The 20,902-nt window shown below is 61.3% G+C and carries 18 protein-coding genes; 16 read left to right on the top strand and 2 right to left on the bottom strand.

Going from position 1 to position 20,902, the window contains the following annotated elements:
- Positions 1 to 121: 121 nt before the first annotated feature.
- Genes MPPM_RS27430 through MPPM_RS27395 form a run of 8 tightly spaced genes read left to right on the top strand, consistent with a single transcriptional unit; the run spans position 122 to position 8,440 of the window.
- The gene (locus MPPM_RS27430) at positions 122 to 853 is read left to right on the top strand and encodes a VirB8 family type IV secretion system protein (RefSeq protein WP_096488113.1); all 732 of its coding nucleotides are present in this window, start codon (positions 122 to 124) and stop codon (positions 851 to 853) included.
- A complete protein-coding gene (gene virB9 / locus MPPM_RS27425; protein WP_096488112.1) occupies positions 850 to 1,701 on the top strand; it encodes a P-type conjugative transfer protein VirB9 in 852 nt (283 codons plus the stop codon). The genes MPPM_RS27430 and virB9 overlap by 4 nt, the downstream gene beginning before the upstream one ends.
- On the top strand, positions 1,698 to 2,936 hold the full coding sequence (gene virB10 / locus MPPM_RS27420) for a type IV secretion system protein VirB10 (RefSeq protein ID WP_096488111.1): 1,239 nt from the start codon (positions 1,698 to 1,700) through the stop codon (positions 2,934 to 2,936). The genes virB9 and virB10 overlap by 4 nt, the downstream gene beginning before the upstream one ends.
- Entirely contained in the window at positions 2,933 to 3,961 is a 1,029-nt protein-coding gene (gene virB11 / locus MPPM_RS27415) for a P-type DNA transfer ATPase VirB11 (RefSeq protein ID WP_244573605.1), read from the top strand. Before virB10 ends, virB11 begins: the two co-directional genes overlap by 4 nt.
- 8 nt (positions 3,962 to 3,969) lie before the next feature.
- The gene (locus MPPM_RS27410; protein ID WP_096488110.1) at positions 3,970 to 6,111 is read left to right on the top strand and encodes a type IV secretory system conjugative DNA transfer family protein; all 2,142 of its coding nucleotides are present in this window, start codon (positions 3,970 to 3,972) and stop codon (positions 6,109 to 6,111) included.
- Positions 6,108 to 6,362, top strand: a complete 255-nt coding sequence (locus MPPM_RS27405) for an EexN family lipoprotein (protein WP_096488109.1) — start codon at positions 6,108 to 6,110, stop codon at positions 6,360 to 6,362. The genes MPPM_RS27410 and MPPM_RS27405 overlap by 4 nt, the downstream gene beginning before the upstream one ends.
- 54 nt (positions 6,363 to 6,416) lie before the next feature.
- Positions 6,417 to 7,325, top strand: a complete 909-nt coding sequence (locus MPPM_RS27400) for an LPD7 domain-containing protein (RefSeq protein ID WP_157914326.1) — start codon at positions 6,417 to 6,419, stop codon at positions 7,323 to 7,325.
- 14 nt (positions 7,326 to 7,339) lie between these two features.
- Positions 7,340 to 8,440 (top strand): relaxase/mobilization nuclease domain-containing protein, encoded by a 1,101-nt coding sequence (locus MPPM_RS27395; protein ID WP_096488107.1) that lies wholly within the window; start codon positions 7,340 to 7,342, stop codon positions 8,438 to 8,440.
- A 670-nt stretch (positions 8,441 to 9,110) separates the two neighbouring features.
- On the opposite strand, the gene MPPM_RS27385 is transcribed toward MPPM_RS27395, so the two are convergent.
- Positions 9,111 to 10,454: an IS1380 family transposase gene (locus MPPM_RS27385; RefSeq protein WP_096487891.1), complete on the bottom strand. Its 1,344-nt coding sequence runs from the start codon at positions 10,452 to 10,454 to the stop codon at positions 9,111 to 9,113.
- 126 nt (positions 10,455 to 10,580) lie between these two features.
- Positions 10,581 to 11,072, bottom strand: coding sequence for an Rrf2 family transcriptional regulator (locus MPPM_RS27380; protein WP_096488106.1), 492 nt, complete (start codon positions 11,070 to 11,072; stop codon positions 10,581 to 10,583).
- Between the two features lie 335 nt (positions 11,073 to 11,407).
- Here MPPM_RS27380 and MPPM_RS27375 point away from each other — a divergent pair, with 335 nt between their 5' ends.
- The 8 genes from MPPM_RS27375 to MPPM_RS27345 are packed head-to-tail and all read left to right on the top strand — an operon-like array spanning position 11,408 to position 20,664.
- Positions 11,408 to 12,151: a DNA alkylation repair protein gene (locus MPPM_RS27375; protein WP_096488105.1), complete on the top strand. Its 744-nt coding sequence runs from the start codon at positions 11,408 to 11,410 to the stop codon at positions 12,149 to 12,151.
- An 11-nt stretch (positions 12,152 to 12,162) separates the two neighbouring features.
- On the top strand, positions 12,163 to 13,074 hold the full coding sequence (locus MPPM_RS27370) for a GNAT family N-acetyltransferase (RefSeq protein WP_096488104.1): 912 nt from the start codon (positions 12,163 to 12,165) through the stop codon (positions 13,072 to 13,074).
- Entirely contained in the window at positions 13,071 to 13,943 is an 873-nt protein-coding gene (locus MPPM_RS27365; RefSeq protein ID WP_157914325.1) for a class I SAM-dependent methyltransferase, read from the top strand. The genes MPPM_RS27370 and MPPM_RS27365 overlap by 4 nt, the downstream gene beginning before the upstream one ends.
- Positions 13,940 to 15,541, top strand: a complete 1,602-nt coding sequence (locus MPPM_RS27360) for an FAD-binding oxidoreductase (protein WP_096488103.1) — start codon at positions 13,940 to 13,942, stop codon at positions 15,539 to 15,541. Before MPPM_RS27365 ends, MPPM_RS27360 begins: the two co-directional genes overlap by 4 nt.
- Positions 15,538 to 17,295 carry an NAD(P)/FAD-dependent oxidoreductase gene (locus MPPM_RS28355; protein ID WP_157914324.1) on the top strand — a complete coding sequence of 586 codons (1,758 nt, stop codon included), beginning with the start codon at positions 15,538 to 15,540 and terminating at the stop codon, positions 17,293 to 17,295. Before MPPM_RS27360 ends, MPPM_RS28355 begins: the two co-directional genes overlap by 4 nt.
- Positions 17,292 to 18,806, top strand: a complete 1,515-nt coding sequence (locus tag MPPM_RS27355; protein WP_096488102.1) for an amidase — start codon at positions 17,292 to 17,294, stop codon at positions 18,804 to 18,806. Before MPPM_RS28355 ends, MPPM_RS27355 begins: the two co-directional genes overlap by 4 nt.
- Positions 18,803 to 19,429 carry an FMN-dependent NADH-azoreductase gene (locus tag MPPM_RS27350; protein ID WP_096488101.1) on the top strand — a complete coding sequence of 209 codons (627 nt, stop codon included), beginning with the start codon at positions 18,803 to 18,805 and terminating at the stop codon, positions 19,427 to 19,429. Before MPPM_RS27355 ends, MPPM_RS27350 begins: the two co-directional genes overlap by 4 nt.
- 38 nt (positions 19,430 to 19,467) lie before the next feature.
- Positions 19,468 to 20,664 (top strand): cation:proton antiporter, encoded by a 1,197-nt coding sequence (locus tag MPPM_RS27345; RefSeq protein ID WP_096488100.1) that lies wholly within the window; start codon positions 19,468 to 19,470, stop codon positions 20,662 to 20,664.
- Positions 20,665 to 20,902 lie beyond the last annotated feature (238 nt).

The raw sequence follows: 20,902 nt of genomic DNA, 5'->3' as shown, positions 1-20,902 counted from the left end.
CGACGGGTTCGCTTCGCCCCCTCAACGCCGGGCGCTGGGCGCCTACGGCAGACGATCTGCGCGGCCCCCGCGCACCGCTCCCGCCAGCGTTGTCGCCAGCTCTCAACCCGGAGGGCGCTGAATGAAGTTACCAGGTCGCCGCACCGCGCCGCCCCAGGCGCAGTATGCGCAGCCGGTCACTTCGGACCCGGCTGTGCTCGATGCGTATTTTCGTCAGGTGTCCAGCTATTCCGCCGACACCAATCGCTATTATCAACGATTGGCGCGATCGGGCTTCATCGTCGGCGCGATCGGCGCGACGCTCGGGCTGCTCGGCGTCGGCGCCGTCGCCATGCTCGCTCCCTTCAAGACAGTGTTGCCGTTGGTGTTCCGGGTGGACAACGCCACAGGGGCGGTCGAGCGCGTCTATGACGTGCGCGGCGGCGACATGGCGGCCACGGAAGCGACCCAGCGCTATTTCCTTTGGCAATATGTCCGGCTGCGCCAGGGCTACAGCGCCGCGGAGGCGGAAGCCAACTTCAACGCGGTCGCGCTCATGTCGTCGCCGCAGGTCCAGGCGGAATATGCGGCCGACTTCCAGGGCACCAACCCGAACAGTCCGCAAGTGGTCCTCGGCCGCGACGGTTCGGCCTCGGTACGCTGGGTTTCCACCTCGTTTCTCGGGCCGAAGCTCGCGCAGGTCCGCTTCGTCCAGATCGAGCGCAAGGGTGACACACCGCTGCCGATGAAGCGGATGGTGGCGACGATCGCCTTCGACTTCGCGGCGGGCGGGGTCAACTCCTCCACGATGAACGTCAATCCGCTGGGCTTCGTCGTCACCAGCTACCGGGCCGATACGGAGGTCGTGCAGTGAGCCGCACCCTGCTTGCGGGCGCGGCGCTGATCCTCGCCCTGGCCACCAGCCCGGCCGGCGCCGAACAGACGCCGCGATCGGGCGGCTACGACGAGCGGGTCCAGGTCGTCGCCTACAATCCCATGAACGTCGTCCGGGTGGTCGGAAGTCCGACCAACTCGACGCAGATCATTTTCGCATCCGGGGAGGAAATCACGCAGGTCGCGATCGGTGATGCCGACGCCTGGCTCGCGCAGCCGGCCGGCAACCTGCTTTTCATAAAGCCGACCGAAATCCGTGTCTCGACCAACATGCAGGTCGTCACCAAGCGGCTTGATGGTTCGAACCGCTCCTATCAATTCCGCCTTCTCGCAGCTCGCCGTGGACCGGCTGGGGAAAGCGCGGCGATCTACGCCGTCACCTTCACCTATCCGGAGGACGCGCGCGCGGCCCGGGCCGCGATCGACGCACAGACGGCTGCCGTCGCGCGCGAACACGCCGCGCAATCCCGCCTCTCGCAAGCCTGGGCGGAGGGACCGCGCAACTGGCGCTACGTCGCGCAAGGGTCAACGATGCTCGAACCGATCGAGGTCAGCGATAACGGGCGACAGACGGCATTCCGCTTTCCCGGCAACATGCGCGTGCCGACGATCTACACGGCCGCGCCGGACGGGACGGAGACAATCGTTCCCTACACCATGAACGGTGACATGGCCGTCGTTCAGACGACCGCGCGCGAGTTCACCCTGCGGGACGGACAGGAAGTCCTTCGCATCATCAATCAGGGGTTCGATCCGGTCGGCCGCAATCCCGGCACGGGAACGGGCACGCCGGACATGACCCGCATCGTAAGGGGGGCCGGTCTATGACCGACACGCACAATCCGCCGCGTGCGCCCGATCTGCCGCCAGAAGGTGCGATCGAGGGCGAGCGCCACGTCTCGGAAGTCGCCGGGCGCGCTCCGGTCATCTCGAAGCGCGCCGGTGTCGGCGTCATCGTCGCAGGAGCCGCCATCGTCTGCGGCGTGATCCTGCTCACCTCGTCCAAACCCAACCTGAAACCCGATCCGGGGCCGCCTCTTACCGTGCGGCCGGCGGTCACGTTCGTCCCGCCGCCCCCGGCGACGCCTCCACCCGTGCCGGCCTTGCCGGACCAGGTGCCGCCACTGCCGACACAGCCCGTCATGATGCCGCCGGCGCAACCCTCGCCCGGTCAAGCCGCGCCGGCCCCTCGGCCGCAACCCCGTCTGCTGGTCTACACGTCCGGCGCTGCCGGCCGCTCCAACGGACCTGGCTCGGGCACCATGTCATCCGACCCCTATGGAATGGGAAGCCAAGGCGTGCCTGCGGGCTACGGCGGCCCTCCGGGGCAGGATGGAGCCGGACTGACGCCGGCAGGCTTCTATGGGGCTCCTGGGGGCCAAGGCGGGCAAGGGGGAAGGGACGAGCTGGCGGCCCGGCTTCAACCGACGCAACTCACTGGCGTCTCGGCCAACGTGCTGCGCAACCAGCCCTACCTCCTGACCACGGGGACGCTGGTTCCCTGCATCCTGCAAACTGCGATGGACTCGACGCTGCCGGGCCTCGTCACCTGCGTCATCCCGCAGGATATCATGGGAAAAACGGGCCTGACATTGCTCGACCGCGGCACCCGCGTCGTCGGTCAGTTCCGGGGCGGGGTGCAACAAGGCGTCGAACGCCTGTTCGTGCTCTGGACGCGCGCGGAAACCCCGCAGGGTGTCGTCATCAACCTCGACAGTCCCGCCTCCGATCCACTCGGCCGTGCCGGCATGGATGGCGAGGTCGATCGCCATTTCTGGCAGCGCTTCGGTGGTGCTCTTCTGCTCTCGACCGTGGACGGCGTGATCCAGGCCGGCGTCGCGGCCGCGTCGAAGGAAGGCACGACGACGATCAACACCGGCTCGACACAATCGGTCATCGCATCGAGCCTGAACGGCAGCATCAACATACCGCCTACGGTACGAAAGAACCAAGGCGAGCTGGTCAGCATCTTCGTGGCGCGTGATCTGGACTTCTCGACGGTCTACCGGGTGATACCGACGCCTCCGCGCTACGTCTCTGAAAGCCGGAGAGTTACGAAGTGATCCGGCCGGGGGAAAGCACGCTGCGGCTTCTCCTGGCGCCGATCGCCGCGCATCTGGCCGACCCCACAGTGACGGAGGTTGTCGTCAACCGGCCGGGGGAGGCCGGCGTCGAGCGCCGCGACGGTTGGACATGGCATGAACTGCCCGAGCTGACGTTCCAGAGACTCGACGCCATCGCCACGCTTTGCGCGGCCATGTCGCAACAGGACGTGGGGCCGGAGCGCCCGCTGTGCGGTTCGGTCCTGCCCGATGGTCAGCGCGTGCAAATCTGCCGCCCGCCCGCCGTCGCGGCGGGCACGATCAGCCTGACGATCCGGCGGCCGTCCACTTTCGCGCCGACGATCGCGGGACTCGCGGCCGGCGGCCTGTTCGCGAGAACGGAAGGCGCGACCCGGCGCGCGCATCCGCTCGATACGGAATTGATGGCACTTCACGGCGCCAAAGATTGGGAGCGGTTCTTCCCGCTCGCCGTCCAGGCGAAGAAAACCATCATCGCCACGGGCGACACGGGTTCGGGCAAGACGACGTTCGCCAAGGCGCTGATCCAGGCCATTCCGCTCGATGAACGGCTCGTTACGATCGAGGACACGGCGGAGTTCATCGGCCTGCCGCAGCGCAATCTCGTGTCGCTTTTCTACTCGAAAGGCGACCAGGGCGTGGCCCGCGTCCGTTCGGAGGATCTGATAGAAGCCGCGTTGCGGATGCGACCCGATCGTGTGCTCATGCAGGAGCTGCGCGACGGTGCCGCCTTCACCTTCGTCCGAAGCATCGCGGCCGGGCATCCCGGCTCGATTACGACATGCCACGCCGGCAGCGCAGCCGGCGCGTTCGATGCGCTACGCCTGATGGTGAAACAGCACGACGCCGGCAAGCACCTGGCCGACGCCGATGTGTTCACGCTGCTGCACCAGCTCGTCGACGTGGTTGCACACTGTCGCCGCGATCGGCGTGGCTTCGCGATTGAGCAAGTCCACTTCGATCCGCTCTCCAAGCATCCGGAGCCCGGCGCTCTGGCGGCGGAATAGGGGGCAGGATGGACGACTTCTCCGAATGGCCCGCACCTGCCAAGGCGCTCGCGGTTCTCGTCGCGGTCATGCTGGGCGCGGTCCTCTGGTCCGTCGTCGCCTCAACCATATTCCTCGCCGGCACCCAGCTTCTGACGGCCGACACGCTGCCGCTCGTTCAGTTCTGGCAATACCTGCACTATTACGGCCTCGGGCATCCTGTCGTCGGCCTGTGGCTCAAGATCGCGGGCGGCGTCGCGACCGCCCTTCCGACGCTCCTGTTCGTCGCCCGTGTCGCACGGAAGGGCTGGCCGGGCATAATACAACGCGATCTTCACGGCGAAACGCGCTGGGCGCGGCGTAGCGAGTTGGTGAAAGCCGGCCTCTACGAGACGTTCCGCGGCCTCTATGTCGGCCAGAACCGGCAGGGCCGCTATCTGCGCTTCGGCGGCCCGGAGCATGTCGCCTGCTACGCCCCGACGCGATCGGGCAAGGGCGTCGGCCTCGTGATCCCGAATTGCCTGCTCTACGAAAGCACGCTGGTCTGTCTCGATGTGAAAAAGGAGAATTGGGCCGCGACGGCAGGCATCCGCGCTGCGGCGGGACAGAAGGTTTTCCTGTTCGATCCGCTGGCACCGGACGGTCGCACGGCGCGCTACAATCCCTTTTCCTACGTCCGGCGCGGGACGATCGACGCTTTCGAGGACATTCAGCGCATCGCGCAGATGGTGTTCCCGCACGTCTCCGGCGATCAGCAGTTCTGGACGGACTCAGCGCGATCGGCGTTCACCGGCGCGGCCGGCTTCCTGGCCGAGACGCCCGACATGCCGCTCACCTTCGGAGAGGTGTTGCGCCTTCTGTCGAGCGTCGATGGCGCGCAGTCAATGTTGGAGCGGATCGAGGCACGCCGACAGCAGGGCAAGCCCTATACGGAAGCGACGGTGAAGGCGCTTGAGGATTATCTCAAGGGCAGCGCCGATCTGGTGAACAGCATCCGCAAGACGATCACGGCGCGGTTATCGCTGTGGTTCAATCCTCGGATCGATGCCGCCACGGCGGAAAGCGATTTCGACCTGCGCGAGCTGCGCGCGTCCCTCCATGCGATCTATATCGGTGTCACGCCCGACAACATCGCGCGCCTGCGCCCGCTGCTGGCCCTGTTCTTCCAACAGCTCGTTGATCTGACGATCCGCACCCTCCCCCAACATGATCCCCGTGCGAAGCACCAGGTGCTCATGCTGCTGGACGAGTTCCCCTTGCTCGGCCCCATGCCGGTCCTCGCCGACGCCTTCGCGTATGTCGCCGGCTACAACATCCGCCTCATGCTCATCATGCAAAGCAAGGCGCAACTCCGCGACCGCGATCTCTACGGGCCGGACAAGGCCGAAGCCATCCTCGACAACTGCGGGCTGGAAGTCGTCTTTGGCACCAAGGATTTGAAGCTGACGGAAGAGCTGAGCGCACGCCTCGGCTACGACACGGTTGAAGGCACGAGCCGGTCGGGGCCGCGTTTCTGGCGCGCCCTTCGGCGCGACAAGCTCAACCTGACGGAAACGGATCAGCGCAGGGCGCTCCTGCTGCCGCAGGAAATCGCCCGGCTGAAGCCGCTGGAAGCGATCTTGATCCGTCCTGGCCTTTACCCGATCCGGTGTCGGCGCATCCGGTATTTTAGGGATCGGACCTTCACCCGTCTCCTACGCTCCCCGCCGATCGTGGAACCGATCGAAGTCACGGTGCGGCTCGACCAGGGCAAGGGGTTCGAGCCGATCGCGGCCGACAACCCGCCGCCCTGCCCCGCTCCACCGCCGGCACCGGCAGACTTGCACGGTGCAAGCCCTCCGCCATCCGCCGCGCCCAAACCCACTCGCGCGAAGCCACCTCGCCGGAGGGCGAAACCGGCCTCCGACAACGTGGTGGAACCGGCCGGGACGGAGGGTGAAAGCGTCACGCCACTCGCGCGCCGCGCCGAACCGAAGACCGACGCTACCGGCGAACCGGAGCTGCCGACGATGGCGCCGCATCAATCGGATGGCCTCATCGGCGCGATCCTTGGGGCGGAGGTCGATCTGAGCGAGTTCGGCCTGTCGGACGGCAAAGCGGCTGTCGCCGCGATCGTCGGCGCTACGCCGACCGTGGAATCCCTGACCCGTGGAAGGAAACGTGCCGGATGAATGCCCGATCGACCCTGCCCCCCACGATGCTATTCGTCGCCCTCACCATTCTTACCGGCTGCGACCGTGACCCGCGCAGTGCCGAGTTCTTCGCGGCGCATCCGGATGAAGCTCGCACAGTGCTGGCGAGTTGCACGGCGGGAACGCAAGCCGGTCCCGAATGCGCCAACGCCAAGGATGGGCTGAGCGACTTCACCCGCAAGCAGTCGATCGACAATCTCATTGAGCAAGCCAAGGCGCACGGCGGATGACCGATGGCGCCTCTTCATCCCTCCCCGACCAACCGCCAACAGGTGGAGTTCGCTATGGCTCTCGCTGACAGCGCCCGGAACGCATTGCGTCCGACCAACTCGATAGAGGCCGTACCCCCGCCCCCCGATCGTGATTTGCAGGGTGCAAGACCGTCCGGCTCGGCTCCGGGCAAGGCAGCGGCGCCCTACACCACAGAACCCGAGGCCATCGCCAAAGCGTACTACGTCGAGGATCGGGGTAGGGAACGCCGCTATTTCGATGACTATCAGCGCAAGGCGCTCGCCATGCGCGCGACCGATACGTCGATCAGCTCGAAGCGCGAAGACCTGAACACGGTGCGCGCCATGCTGGAAATCGCGGAGGCGCGCGGGTGGCACTCGTTAGAAATTCGCGGTTCAGCCGAGTTCAAGCGCGAAGCTTGGATCGAGGCGACTGTGCGTGGGCTGGAAGGCCGCGGCTACACCCCCAGCGATCTCGACCGGCAGGAAGCCGATCGACGCGCCGGTGAGCGCCGCCAGGCGAACGAGGTCCGCGCCGTGGCGCGGGAGGAAGCGCGGGAGGACCGTGCTGCCGGCAAGCCGGCCCCAGCAGCGCAGCACGAGCGTGAGGCTCGCGAGAAGCAGCCGGGCGAACCCGCACAGCCGACGATCGCGGACAACCGCCGCACGATCCGCGAGGCGCAGAAGGAGCTATCGGCGGATGGGCGGGTCATGCTGGCTGCACTTTCGGAGAAGATCGACCGGCAAATGAACCGCCTCAACACCGAGGCCAAGACCGAAATCAAGGCGTTCGTCGGCACCGAGCTGGTGAAGAAGGAACGGGCGGAAGGCCCGACCGTGCTGTCCGCCGAGATGAAGCGAGCCGCAACCACTCCCGAGCCAACACGCGCTCCGGCGCCAGTACCAACACCGGCCGGTCGCCGGATCGAGCCGGAGGCTCCACGCCGGACCCTCGGCCGGTGAGATAGGCGAGCTACATGGCGAACGCAGAGGATCACGTCTGGCGCCTACCCGTCACGGTGAAGGGCGGTGACGCGAAGCTCAACCAAGCCCCCTCCCCTCGCGCACTCTCGGCCGCCGCCAAGGCCCGCCTCGGCCGGATTGTGGCGCGCGCGCCAGAGGCGATGGTCAAACTGACGGGGCGCTCGCGCGGCGGCCCGACGCACCTCAAAGCGCATCTCGACTACATCACCCGCAACGGGCGCCTTCAAGCCGAGACGCAGGACGGCGAGAAGATCTCCGACCGGGCGCGGCTTCGCGCGCTCCATGACGACTGGCTGCTGGCGAATGCGGCCGAGTCTCGCGGACGATCGACACCGAACGCAACGCAGAGCGTCGCCTTCATCTTGTCGATGCCCCCTGGCACCCCGCCCGATCGTGTCGAGGCAGCAGCGCGAACCTGGGCGCGTGAAACCTTCGCCGGCACGCATGATTGGCTGATGGCCCGTCACGACGACACGGGACACCCGCACGTCCATATTACGGTGCGCGCCGTAGGGCGAGACGGCCGACGCCTCGCTCCCGGCCCTGCCGATCTACAGCAATGGCGGGAGCGGTTCGCGCGCGAGCTGCGGCGCCTTGGCGTCGAAGCGGAGGCTACGCCGCGTCAGGCGCGGGGGGCCATTCGTAAAAACCGACCTTCCGCTCTCCAGCGAAGCGAACAGCGCGGCCAGGAGCCGCGTGTGCGCCGAGCTGAGCGCGAGGACGTGGAACGGGAGGCAAGCGGGCCGAAGCCGTCGCAACCTCGTGATTGGAGTCGAGACATTCAGAACCGGCAGGAATCCATTCGCCGCGCCTACCTCTCCCATGCCGACATACTGATTCGGGGGGATGCCGCCGATCGCCAGCTCGCGCGCGACATTCGGCGATATGTAGCAGATATGCCCGTACCGCTGACTCGACGGCAGGCGATGACCCTTGAGCTGCGCAGGGTGCTCGACCAAAGGCACGACCAGGAAGCACGTCCCGTCCCTTCTGCCCCGACAAAAATTCCGAATGCCTTCCGAAATCAAACGCCAGCCCAGAGCCTCAACCCCGAGATCGCCTCTAGTTCGCCTGGGCCAAAGCGACAGCGCTAGGTAGACCTCCTGTCCCTATCGGGCAGAGCTTCGGGCGAGCACATTTTCTCAGCGGTCTCGATCGCCAATCTCAGATGCTCCGGAGCCTCGGCTACGGGACTTGAGTCTAACAATTCAGCCGCTTGACGCATGAGAATCAATGCTCGTTCAACCGGATTCCCGTGAGCATTATCCATCCCCGGCTCCACAAATTGGCGGCTGCAAGACAGCCGGCGGCACACTCCGAAAACGGAAGCGTGCCGGCCATCAACCGGGTGTTGGAAACCTGAAACGAGACAGGCGCGAACGCCTTTGGGCCGGGCGGCCTTGGACATAAACGTCCGCCACCCGGTCTATGAGCTAGGACCGGCTCTCGTTTCAGAAGGTTTCCACGCCTCCACCCACGTCTCCGCAGGCTCCTAACCAGTACCATACCAAAGCCTGCACGCAAGCGGATCGGGCCGCTAGTCTTGCACCGTGCAAGGATTGGAAGCGTCAAGCCCCGCCCCGCTTACGCCATTGCCGCGAGCAAATGCCTAGCCCGTCTTATTCATCGGGCATCGGCGTACGCTGCGTTTTGGGCTGATGGCGCGCGCGATCGCTCGTCTGTTCTGACGCGTGTGGATCGGGATTGTTCGGTCGGCGATGGAGGGACGGGAGCGGGTTCGTTGGGGCGTCGCAGCCCCGTCGTTCAGGCCGGTGCCGGGGCGAGCGCAGTCGCAAGGTGGCGGATCAGGTCGGCTTCTGGACAGGCGGCGGCGAAGGCGAGGCGGACGCGGGCAGCGGTCTCGCGGATACGGGTTCCGAGCTTGAGCAGCCGGAGGCGGATTGTTGCAAACTCGGCCCTGGCGAGGCGGTGCGCGGTCGGGACGGCCTCGCGCACGGTGAGCATCAGCCAATAGGCAGCGGTGTGCAGGACGAGCCGCATCTGGTTGGCGGCGGGGTTCCGGCACGAGGTACGGTCGGAGGCGAGCTGGCCCTTGTGGAGCTTGATCAAGTTCTCGGCCTGTCCGCGGGCGCAGTACAGCTCGGCGTAGAGCCATTCGGGCGTGCCGGTGGCGATGTTCGTGACCACGTAGCGGATATCGAGACCAAGGCGGGTCGCCTCGATGCGGGCGGCGACGCGGCGTTGCTGCCGCCAGGACTTGGCCGCGTGCGTGGTCTCGGCAAAGCCGCGCACCGCATCCTTGTCGCCGATGGCCCGCACCACCCGGATGGTATCGGCGATATCCTCGACCTTGGCGGCCAGCGCCTTCGTGCCGGTCAGGCCGAAGACGTAAGCGACGCCGTTGTCTTCGCACCAGTTCATGGCCTCGGGCCGCCCGTAATGGCCGTCGCCCCGGATGGTGATCGCGGTCTTGGGCCAGTGATGGCGGATCGCTCGGACGAGGCGGCGCAGATGGCCTCGGACCTCGCGGCCAGAGGGCGTCTTACCTGGACGCAGGATCATCGCCACCGGGCGTGAGGTGGCAGTGTCGTAGACGTGGATGGGGAGAAAGCAGCGCGCATCGTGGTGGGCGTTGAACAGCGAGAGTTGCTGCTGGCCATGGACCACGTCGCAGGTGTCGTCGATATCCAGCGTGACGGCCTCGGGCGGCGTGGCATAGCTGGCGCAGTACAGGTCGACCAGCACCCGCCCGAGCCGGATCAGGTCGCGCAGGCCGGGGGTGTTCTCCAGCCGCGAGACAGTGGGCTGGCTCATCAGGTCGACGCCGCTCTCGGGCAGCCGCCCACAGGCGAGCTTGAACGCAGGATCGGCGCGCAGGTGGTCGAGGTCGTCGGCGTCCTCGTAACCGCAGGCGATGGCCAGGATGCGCGCCAGAAGGATCTCGGGAAGCGGATGCACGATCCGGCTCGGATCGCGCCGGTCCGGGATCACCGCAGCGAGCTTCTCGGCGATGCCCAACCGTCGGGCGGCCTGGGCCAGCAGCAGGACACCGCCGTCCGAGGACAGGCGTCCGCCATCGAAGGCAGCTGTGAGCTTCTTGGCTCTCACGGATGGAAACGCGAACGGGAGCACCGTAGGATCGGACATGGCGGGCATGGCGGGCTCGATCAGGTGAAAAAGGTTGGTGTCAGCACCCAATCCCTAAGCCCTATCAATGCCTTACGCTACGCTCGCCACCACAGATCCACTGCCCTCGTGAATAAGACAGGCTAGTCACGCTTGGGTCGAGAAGGCACCGACCTGTATCGCATCGAGCGGTATGCGCTCAACGCGCTCCGCCGCCAGCAATATTTGAGCTAAGGTTATCTGGCTAAGTCGCCGTTCGATCTCTTGATCCAGATCTTCGTAAAGATCGAAGACAACCCGGTCGATGGCACGACCTTCATCGCAGTTCGACTCGGGCATTCCGTATCGGCTTCGGAATGGACCATTCCCCTGAACCGCATGGTATATGTCCCAAAGCGAAACCTGATCCGCCGACCTCGCCAAACGATATCCGCCTCTGGCGCCCAAGACGGCTTCCGCGAGGCCAGCCTTCACCATCGAGCCGATAATTCGCTTCGCTATAAGTGGGTTCACTGAAATGCTGTCGCCTACAAACGACGCATTTGACAGCTCTGGGCTATGGTAGGACAGGACGCACATAGCATGAACTGCAACCGCAAACCTCTGGTCCACTCCCTTATTACCTAGACCGTCAGGCATCTGATGTTCCTCAACAAGGGGCGTCGCCCCCTCTCATCTGGGGCGACTTCGAGCTCCGCGGTCCCGTTTTGCGTCGCGCAAAAGTTCCACTACTTCGACAGAAGTCGTAGCGCCATTTCGCTCCACACGGGAAAGCCTATTTTATCTCTTCCTTACAACCTCTTGCGTAGCACGCCATGCATTTGGCGGGGGCCGCGGTGCAACGCTACCGCGCACATTGACACGCCGCACAAACGCTAATAGCTATGGTTCCTGTATCCATTGCCTTTACGACGGCATGAGTGTCTGGGGGGCGGTTATGAACCTTACGGGCGTGGGCTTCATCGCTATGCCAAATGGGCGGCGATATGCAGGCTAGGATCGACACCGCACGAATCGCCTCCTTATCGTCCGGAGAAGTTCCTTCTAGCACCCTCGCCGAAATTCTGAAAATCGACTTCGATATTCTCCTCAAGGCGATCGTTCCTGATTTCCGGTCTCCGGACTTCAGTCGCGAGGGTATCTCGCGCAAGATGAGTCTGTATGGAGAAGCGCTCCTTAACTATGGTGGCGCTGAACTCCTTGAGCTCCTTTCAAGTCACGCAAGCGATACAGTTCGCGGTCTTTCGGTATTTGGGCTGGCGCATCATCACGCTCGCTCATCTTCTGACCAGGTTGTCGCAATGGTTCGCCCATTTGCCGCTGATTTACATTTTGGTGTGCGGGAATGGGCTTGGCTCGCTGTTCGGCCGATACTTGTATCCGATCTGGATGCTTCGATCGGTATTCTTTCGACGTGGACGCATGATAACGACGTAAACATTCGCAGATTTGCGGTCGAAGCCCTGCGCCCCCGCGGTGTCTGGTGCAAGCACATTGCTGATCTGCGGAGCAATCCATCGCTTGGCCTTCCAATCCTAGAGCCGATGCGTCTCGAAGCAGAGAAGTACGCACAAGACTCGGTAGCAAATTGGCTCAACGACGCCGCCAAGGATAACCCTGGGTGGGTCAAGGATTTGTGTTCAAGATGGAAGGATATGGCTCCCGCTGATACGCGGACGAAGCGAATAACCACAAGGGCTTTGCGATCACTTTCTTAGGATAGTGCGATATGTCGGATAAGATCGGCCGCTTTAAGAATGCTCACCTCCGGTTTACACCTCCCGGATTGATGCGTCATGTAGCCGTTCGCCGCATTGCAGCGAGCGATCTGGATTTCCCTGGCGTCGAGTTTAAGATTGCTTCGTCAGAGGCAGAGATGGCGGCCGCCTTTGAATTGTTGAAAGAAAGCTATGTACGGCGCGGCATCGCTCGTGAAGGGCAGATGCGGCTACAGATCATAAGTCTTCTGCCAACTACGACGACATTTATTGCGAAGTCAGGTGACGAGGTTATCGGGACAATCTCGCTTATCGAGGACTCTGACCTTGGCCTGCCAATGGAGAAGGTCCACCCTGCCGAGGCTGTCGCTATCAGAAAGTTGTTCCGCAGCGTAGCAGAGGTGGGCGCTCTCGCCGTTCGGCCAGACTACCGGCGGAGCGGCCTGTCCATCATGCTTTATAACATGCTCTACCGCTGGGCTCGGCAATGGCGGCGCGTGGACGATCTCCTCATAGCCGTGCATCCATCAGCACAGTTCTTCTATAAGAACATATTACTATTTGAGGTTATCGGCCCGCCTCAGCGTTATGAGGATCTTCAAGGCGCCGCCTCGTTACCATTGAGGCTCGATATACTCGGGGCACAGTTACGGTTTTACCGCGTTTACCGCGATCGTATCGTTGATACGAAATGTCGCCGGGACTTCTACAGCTTTTTCTGTGGCCCAACAGATCGGTTCAATTTTTCAGACCATCCGCACTATGCGGAAAGTCAGCGGTCGTCCGGACCACTGAAGGACGTGGATGTTCTCCGCTTATTCAATCGATTCTCGTTGTCAGCGGAAACGATTCAAGAGCGCGAGGCAAGAGTCCTACACCGGCACTTCCCCGATGTCAGCTTCATGGCGGAGGGGACCGTATGAGCGTCGCCATTGTACGAGCTGTCCTGCATGAGGCCTTCAAAGGGCGTCGTGCCGATCGCATTCCCGAGACTGAGCTAGTGATGAACGCCAGTCAGACAGTCGCAGACTATTCAAGCTGTGGCGATCAGGACGGCGCACTGTATGGACCTTACCTTTACAACGCCCTTCAAGTATCAGCTCGCTTGAAAGAGGGCGACAAGGTAATCGATCTCGGCTGCGGTTCAGGTCGGTTACTGAATATTATTGCTCAATGGAACCCCGCCGTCGAGTTCATTGGTGTTGACCTTGCGCCTGCGATGCTCGACGCCGCAAGGCAGCAAGCCTCAAAGCTCGGGTTGGGGAATGTCACCTATCGCTCGGGAGATTTCTCGACGCTGGACGATTTTGAAACGTCTTCCGCTGACGCGGTAATATCATCAATGGCGTTACATCATCTCCCCGATCGATCTGCCCTCACTCGCTGCTTTAGCGCAATCGGGCGAGTATTGCGCGCGGATGGCACGCTTTATCTGATGGATTTCGGGCGCCTTCGTTCCATGGAAGCCATCGAAGTGTTCGTGTCCCTCGTGGCTCGGACTGAAAGCACGGCCCTGAGCGAGGATTATCGCGCGAGCCTGAAAGCAGCCTTTCTGCCAACCGATTTTGCCGACGAGGTTGTCAAACTCGATCGGGTCGGGATCGAGTTGCATCGTACTATCATCGCGCCGCTCGTGATAGTCGTGAGCACACCGCTTCCCTCCACTCCGCTGCGGCCATCGGTAGTTACTGCTTATCGGCGTGCGGTCCAGACTTTGAGTCGCAGCCGTCAGTCCGAACTCAACCAGCTTCGGTTATTTCTAAAGCTGGGCGGACTGGCCGCACCACTATGAAGATGGATTGTAACAGCAAGACTGCAAAGCTTTGGGCCTTTCGAGATGCGATCTCGGAATGTGGAGATGCGGGCCGACTGCTCGATGATCGGGAGGCCTTGGTAAGAGGTCGAGACACCTTTGCTCATGGCGATGATTGCGCGCCGTTTGTCATCGTCAAGCTTTCTACGACAGACGAAGTGGAGCGGGCACTTGCGCTGGCGCGCCAGCACGGCTTGAGCGTTCAACCCGTATCGACCGGCCGAAACTGGGGCTACGGCTCGATCCGCCCGGCGTCCAGCGACACCAAAGTCATTTTCGATTTGAGCGGGATGACCCGCATCCTCTCGTTTGACGAAGAACTCGGTATCGTAACGGTCCAGCCAGGCGTCACCCAGGGCGATCTTGATCGATTTCTCAAGGCGCGGGATGCTTCGTACATGGTTCCCACGACGGGCGCCGGTCCTTCTTGCAGCTTGCTCGGCAATGCCCTTGAGCGAGGCTATGGCCTCACCCCGATCGCGGACCACTTCCAAGCCGTCCTCGGCCTGACGGCAGTGCTGGCGAGCGGCACGCGATACACCTCTCCCTTTCTCGATCCGAACGGAACCGACGCGTCCCGGCTTCCGGTCTACCGCTGGGGTGTCGGCCCTTACCTTGACGGCCTGTTCGCTCAGAATGGCGGTGCGATCGTCACCAGCGCCACCATCCAGCTCGCCCCTCGGCCCAAGCGAACCGAAATGTTCTGCTTCTGGCTGTCAGACGAGCGCCACCTTCCGGCCGCGGTCGCGGCGGTGAGGGAGTTGATGACCCGATCAGGTCTCATGATCGGGGGCATCAACCTGATGAACTCGGCCAGAGTTTCGCTGGTGGCGGGAAGCTCCGCGTCAGCCGGGGCGCCGTGGATCGGGACGGGCGTTCTCTATGGCGATCCGGCAGCGATAGCCGCAGGCCGGAAGATCATACGCCGCGCTTTAAGCCCCCTGTCGCGTCGAGTCGTATTCATCAACCCTATGAAACTTCGACTCCTGCGGTTTTGCTCGGGCATTCCGCTCATCGGGCGGAAACTCACTGCGCTTCAAAACTCGGTTGCTTCGGCGCATAACGTACTATCCGGCTATCCAGAGGAATTTGCTCTGCCTTTGGCATACAGCAAGCGGGCTGGTGACGTTCCAGAAAGCAACCTCAATCCAGCAAGAGATAAATGCGGGCTTCTTTGGTACGCACCTATAGTTCCGATGCGAGCTGCTTCCGTATCTCTTTACACTGAAATGGCAAATAGCATTTGCCAGAAACATGGATTTGACGCCGCCATAACATTCTCTACTGTTTCCGCTTCGGGGTTTGACAGTACGATACCGCTCGTTTTTCCACGAGATGAAGCGAATAGCGCCCGCGCATTGGAATGCCTGCGTCATTTGATCGATGAAGGACGCAAGCTCGGCTTCCAGCCTTACCGCTTTCACAGCGCGCTTATGGAAGAAGCCACCAGCACTGCGGACGACCACTGGCGGCTAGCGCAATCCATCTCGGCTGTGATCGACCCTGACGGGCTGATTGCCCCCGGCCGATACCAACGTCCCTCCCCTTCGTTCCAAACCGCGGACGCATCCTCATGACAAAGATCGCGCTCATTGGCTGCGGCCTTTCCGGCAAGCTGGCCGCTCTCTACCTGGCCAACCAGCTACCGGATGCCAGCCTCACCATAATCGACGCGGGCGATGATCGCCTTCCCGTCGTAGGCGAGTCGACGGTGGAGGTCACAGTTCAGTTCCTCAAAGCCTTGGGATTAGGCGATCACCTAGAAGAGGAGCATCTACATAAATATGGCCTCACTTATTATTTCAAGCTTCCCCGTGACGCATCTGGAGCGGGACCAGAGTATATCCAACACGAAGCTCCTGGCATCATCCGCTTACCGTCGTACAATCTGAACCGACATAGCTTTGACCGCGAGTTGGGTCGGCGGGTAGATGCCATTTCCTCTCCTATAAAGGGGCGTGTCCAGCATGTACATCTGTCGGGCGAGCCAAAAATAAAGCACCGGGTTGATATAAAAACCAATCAAGATGCGATCGAAACAATAGAGGCCGATTACGTCATTGACTGTTCGGGTCGGTCTCGCTTCCTTACGAAACAACTCCATTTGCAGGCTGAGCCAGCCTATCAGCGATGCAGTTACTGGTTCAGACTAGAAGGGTTCAAGCGTGAAATTCTCACGGGCCTCAACCTTTCTAAGATAAAGCATCATTGCTTCGACTCATACTATGTGACCCATCATTTCTATGGCCGCGGCTATTGGATTTGGGTCATTCCGATGCGCTCTGCCTCCGGTGCCGATTTGGTGAGCTTCGGCATTACCTACAGACCTGAAATGCTCGGCGATAAAACAATGAGCATGGATAAGCTGATTGAAGTGCTTGAGAGGGATCACCCCTCATTGGCGCGATTTGTATTATCCGGGCGAAAGGTCGATGAAAGTCGATACTACAATTATATGTACGAAGCTAAAAGCTATTATGACCCGAAAGGACGTTGGTTCCTCTTGGGCGACGCGGGTTTCACCTTTGATCCGGCTAACAGCGCCGGAATAGCCTATCTCGCACACCAGATTCCGCAAATCACATCGATCATACGCAAGCATGAAAACGGCTCTCTCACCCCCTCATATGTTGGGGCAATGGAATCTCATCTTCGCGCGCAGCTCGCCTTACAAGACCAGTGGAGTAACTGGTACGAAATAATGGACGACCCCATCAAAATGGCTTGGACCCTTGTGGTCGCCAACATGGGGTATTTCCACCTTGTTGTTCCAAATTATATGAGCGGCGCATTTCTCAATGCCGGTGTCGCTATGCAAGTAGCAAAGCTACTTAAAAGATACCCTCCTGGGTCTCAACCGGCTGTCTACCCTTTTCCGAAGCTGCTCGACGCCCTTGCGCGCACTGACGACCCTCATTCGATTATTCGGCGGGCGCCTGCGCTGTACGAGCTTACAGTACCATTTAGCTATTACAGACCCGATGACATTCCTCGCGGAAAGCTGATTAGCAGATATTTTCTGAAACGCGCCTCTCTGCGCTTGAAAGCAATCTCGCTGCTGGATGTTATAGGGAAACCTAGATACTGGACTCTTGCAGCAACTCAACTTGTCCCTGCGTTCGCTGATATCGCTCGTTCTGCTTTGTTACGTGTGGCTCCTTGGACATACGAACGTGAGGCATCGTCCGACCCGTTCAAGCGTAGTGAGTTTCAGCCTCCCTATGCGTTTTTGTACCATGACCATGCGAACCATGCAGGGAGAGCTATTGGTTCGGGGCATCGTGAAAATACGGTAAATTCACACGAGCCAACAGAAGCGGCGGCTGCATGATCGGCGACGCCGCCACAGTGTCCGATCTCTGCCCTGGCCCCCCTTTCACTGCGGTGGACGACGGTTGTTCGATCGCGCGCGCCGTGGCCAGCGGCGAATTGCAGGCCGTCGATCTCGCGGAAGCCGCCCTCGGACGCCTCCGGCGTTCGGGTCCGCGGCTGGGCGCTCTGGCTTGGCTCAACGAGGACCAAGCCCGAAGCGATGCGAAGGCCGCAGATCGGGTTGCTCTTCAGGACGGCATGGCGGCCCTGAGCACCCATCCACTGCTGGGATTGCCTATCACCGTCAAGGAGGGGCTGCGCGTAGCCGGCGCGCCCTGGATGATGGGTTCTTGCTTGAACCGAAACCGTGTCGCCCAGGAGGACGGAAGTGTAGTCGCGCGGCTGCGGGCGGCAGGGGCGGTCATCGTCGGATTGGGGTCTATGGCGGAAATGGCGCTGTGGCCGGAGACAGTGAACCGCCTGACTGGCCGCGCTCTTCACCCGCAAAACCCAACACGGACGCCGGGGGGTAGCTCTGGCGGCGATGCCGCGCTGGTAGCCGCAGGCGCAGTGACGGCGGCAATGGGTGCAGACGGGGGCGGATCAGTACGCATACCCGCCGCCTATTGCGGACTGTTCGCTCACAAGCCGAGTGCGGGCGCTGTGCCCCTGACCGGCCACACGCCTATGGATCAGGGCTCGACCGCTCACGCCGGCGCCTTAGCGCAATTCTTCACACCTGGTCCGATCACAAAGAGCGCCCGCGACCTGTGGCCCTTGCTCAAGGTAGTCGCGGGTGCGGACGGCATTCAGCCAGGCCTCTCCCACGATCCGCTTCGGGAGGCTCCCTCCGCGGCGACCATTGCTGGAAAAACGGTCTATCTGCTGCCGCAGCCGACCATTTGGGGCTCCAGACGGTTCGACCCATCTCAAGTCGCCGCGATCGAGACCGCAGCCCGCCATCTGGAAACATGGGGAGCGAGCGTAAAAGAGGTGCGTGCAGATCTCCTGCGCGATGCCTTTCTCATCTGGCTCGGTACGCTGCGGTCGGCGGCCGACTTTGATCTCGGTCTGATGATCGGCAACGGGTCACGGGTGAAGTTGATCCGAGAGGCCTCAGCCCAGTTCGTCGGCCGCGGAACACACACCGCAGCCGGCCTTATCCTGGCCTTCGCAGCCCGCGTAGACCAAACCGGACCCCGATATTGGAAGCGCTGGTCCGACCGCGGGAAATCCCTTGCGGACGAGCTGTCGGCGATGCTCGCGCCCGATGCGCTGTTGATCTGCCCTCCTGTGCCTGGGGCAGCTCCACGTCACAACAGGGCCTTCCTGTACCCATTCGATATCGCGAGCTGCGCGATCTTCAACGCCTTGGGTAATCCCGCCACCGTCGCGCCGATCGCTATGGGACGTGAAGGACTGCCCCGAGCTGTTCAGATCGTCGCGCACCCCGGCGGCGACCATCTTTCAATCTCGGCAGCTCTCGCTCTGGAACTGTCGATTGCTCAAGAAAACGGAGTTGCCCTGTGACCGCCACTCTCCTCTACATCAACTTTTCGCCACGCTCTGAATCCGTCAGCCGGCGCTTGGCAGAGCAATTCATCAATAAGTGGAGCACACTTCACCCGGACGCCCGGTCCATTTCAAAGGATTACGGGCTTTCTCCCGTGGAGGGTCCGTCCGATGCGTGGATAAAGGCCAACATGACTCCACCGCCAGAGCGCACCGTCGATCAGATCGACCTTCTGGCTGTTTCGGACGGCTTGATAGCTGACATTCATCGCGCAAGTCATATTGTCATTTCGTCGCCGATGTTCAACTTTACCCTTCCGTGGCAGTTCAAGGCATATATCGATAATATTGTTCGAGTGGGTCACACGTTTTCGTTTAGCCCCGATAAGGGCTTTGGTCCTCTACTCGACCCCAAAAAGAAGCTTCTGCTCGTATGGGCAAGTGCAGGAGAGTATCCGCCGGGAACTCCTGGCGAGGCGTATGACCATTTCACTAAATATGTGAGCTTTATCTTCGGGTTCATGGGGCTGATCGACTTCCGTTCCGTAAACGCGGGAAATCAGTGGGGCTCTCCAGAAGCCGTTGAGCTTTCTATCGAAAACGCCAGAAATGACTTGGCGGCAGCCGCCGACACTTGGTGATTTCTTGACGAGCTATTCGATAGAGGCTTTTCTTTTCCATGACCGTTACAGAGCTTTTCCTCGTCTCGACGCTCGTTATATTTGGCGCCCCTTACATTGTCTGGCGTCTACTTGGTAGAAGTGATTGGGCTCCGCTGGTCGTCGTTCAGATCATAGGCGGAATACTGTTGGGTCCAAACATTCTCGGATCGTTGGCACCAAGCACATATGGCACGATCATGAACCCCCAGGTTCTCACCGCGATAAATGGCATCGCTTGGTGGGCGATTATGCTGTTTGTTTGGATCGCTGGAATTGAGCTTGATCTTCGCGAAGCATGGCGGAAGCGCGGAGAAACTGGAACAGTAGCTGCATTCGCGCTTCTTATGCCGCTGACGCTAGGATCAATCGCCGCGTCTGTCCTCATGCCCCATTTCAATTGGGCGGGGCCGAATAGCGCACCGTGGCAGGTAGTGGTCGGCGTTGGTATGTCTTGCTCCGTCACGGCGCTGCCGATCCTGATCCTCTTGATGGAGAACATGGCCATCCTTCGGACTGGCCTGGGTCAGAGGATTTTACGATACGCCAGCCTTGATGATGTTGCGATCTGGGCCGTTCTATCCTTGATCCTGATCGATGTGGAGCGACTTGCTCGGCAATCGCTCTTTTTCGTCTTATTTGTGCCGTTCTCCATGATAATCCGCAAGCTCATCTCGTCCGCAAAAGACGAAGATCGGTGGATTTATGGTTTGCTATGGCTTGCTCTTTGCAGCCTTGGCGCGGATTGGGCTGGACTGCATTACATGGTAGGCGCATTCTTGTCCGGAGCTGTTCTCGACAGCAAATGGTTTAAGATTGAAAAGATGGATGCATTTAGAAACAACATCCTAATATCGATCATGCCTTTCTATTTCCTTTCGACCGGTTTGAAGACTACTTGGGAGATGGGTGGCGCTGGCGCGTTCGTCGCAGCCGGCATCCTGCTCGCCGTCTCCGTTGCAGCAAAGATTCTGGGAATGGTCGCATCGGGGCGCATCCTCAAATGGGAACTGTCCGAGTCGTTGCTTATAGGATGGCTTCTACAGACCAAGGCCCTCATATTGATAATCTTCATAACCGTTCTTCTGGATAAGGGGATCATTACTTCTGATCTTTTCACGACGCTCCTTCTGGTGGCTATCGGATCGACAATGCTGACGATGCCGATCGTCACGCCGATGCTGGCGAAAGGTCGGCATATATTGGAGAAAGCGTAGACCGGATTTTCAGGCTGGCACGCTCTTTTGGCTCCATTGCGCTATCGCAGGCGGATCGGAGGCTGCTGGTCACTACGCGGTGAGCGCCTTTAATCGCCCCGTGATGGCATCATAGTGGGAGGGAGTATGTGTGAATGCGTAGATGCCGTCGCGGTCGCTTTGTCTCTAATGCGCGAGGCACTATCGCTGCTTGACGATCCCGAGGCAGCGCCTGTCGCTCTCCAGCTTCGCCTAGCCA

This window comes from Methylorubrum populi, from assembly GCF_002355515.1.
Taxonomy (GTDB): Bacteria; Pseudomonadota; Alphaproteobacteria; order Rhizobiales; family Beijerinckiaceae; genus Methylobacterium; species Methylobacterium populi_A.
This window is presented reverse-complemented; position numbering and strand designations above follow the sequence as displayed.

What these genes read in the sequence shown, in the direction of transcription:
- MPPM_RS27400 (WP_157914326.1), top strand. Translation starts at nt 6,417, where the DNA reads ATGGCTCTCGCTGACAGCGCCCGGAACGCATTGCGTCCGACCAACTCG.
- MPPM_RS27385 (WP_096487891.1), bottom strand. Translation starts at nt 10,454, where the DNA reads ATGTCCGATCCTACGGTGCTCCCGTTCGCGTTTCCATCCGTGAGAGCC.
- MPPM_RS28355 (WP_157914324.1), top strand. Translation starts at nt 15,538, where the DNA reads ATGACAAAGATCGCGCTCATTGGCTGCGGCCTTTCCGGCAAGCTGGCC.
- MPPM_RS27360 (WP_096488103.1), top strand. Translation starts at nt 13,940, where the DNA reads ATGAAGATGGATTGTAACAGCAAGACTGCAAAGCTTTGGGCCTTTCGA.
- virB10 (WP_096488111.1), top strand. Translation starts at nt 1,698, where the DNA reads ATGACCGACACGCACAATCCGCCGCGTGCGCCCGATCTGCCGCCAGAA.
- MPPM_RS27375 (WP_096488105.1), top strand. Translation starts at nt 11,408, where the DNA reads ATGGGCGGCGATATGCAGGCTAGGATCGACACCGCACGAATCGCCTCC.
- MPPM_RS27370 (WP_096488104.1), top strand. Translation starts at nt 12,163, where the DNA reads ATGTCGGATAAGATCGGCCGCTTTAAGAATGCTCACCTCCGGTTTACA.
- MPPM_RS27345 (WP_096488100.1), top strand. Translation starts at nt 19,468, where the DNA reads ATGACCGTTACAGAGCTTTTCCTCGTCTCGACGCTCGTTATATTTGGC.
- MPPM_RS27410 (WP_096488110.1), top strand. Translation starts at nt 3,970, where the DNA reads ATGGACGACTTCTCCGAATGGCCCGCACCTGCCAAGGCGCTCGCGGTT.
- MPPM_RS27430 (WP_096488113.1), top strand. Translation starts at nt 122, where the DNA reads ATGAAGTTACCAGGTCGCCGCACCGCGCCGCCCCAGGCGCAGTATGCG.
- MPPM_RS27405 (WP_096488109.1), top strand. Translation starts at nt 6,108, where the DNA reads ATGAATGCCCGATCGACCCTGCCCCCCACGATGCTATTCGTCGCCCTC.
- MPPM_RS27395 (WP_096488107.1), top strand. Translation starts at nt 7,340, where the DNA reads ATGGCGAACGCAGAGGATCACGTCTGGCGCCTACCCGTCACGGTGAAG.
- MPPM_RS27355 (WP_096488102.1), top strand. Translation starts at nt 17,292, where the DNA reads ATGATCGGCGACGCCGCCACAGTGTCCGATCTCTGCCCTGGCCCCCCT.
- MPPM_RS27380 (WP_096488106.1), bottom strand. Translation starts at nt 11,072, where the DNA reads ATGCCTGACGGTCTAGGTAATAAGGGAGTGGACCAGAGGTTTGCGGTT.
- MPPM_RS27365 (WP_157914325.1), top strand. Translation starts at nt 13,071, where the DNA reads ATGAGCGTCGCCATTGTACGAGCTGTCCTGCATGAGGCCTTCAAAGGG.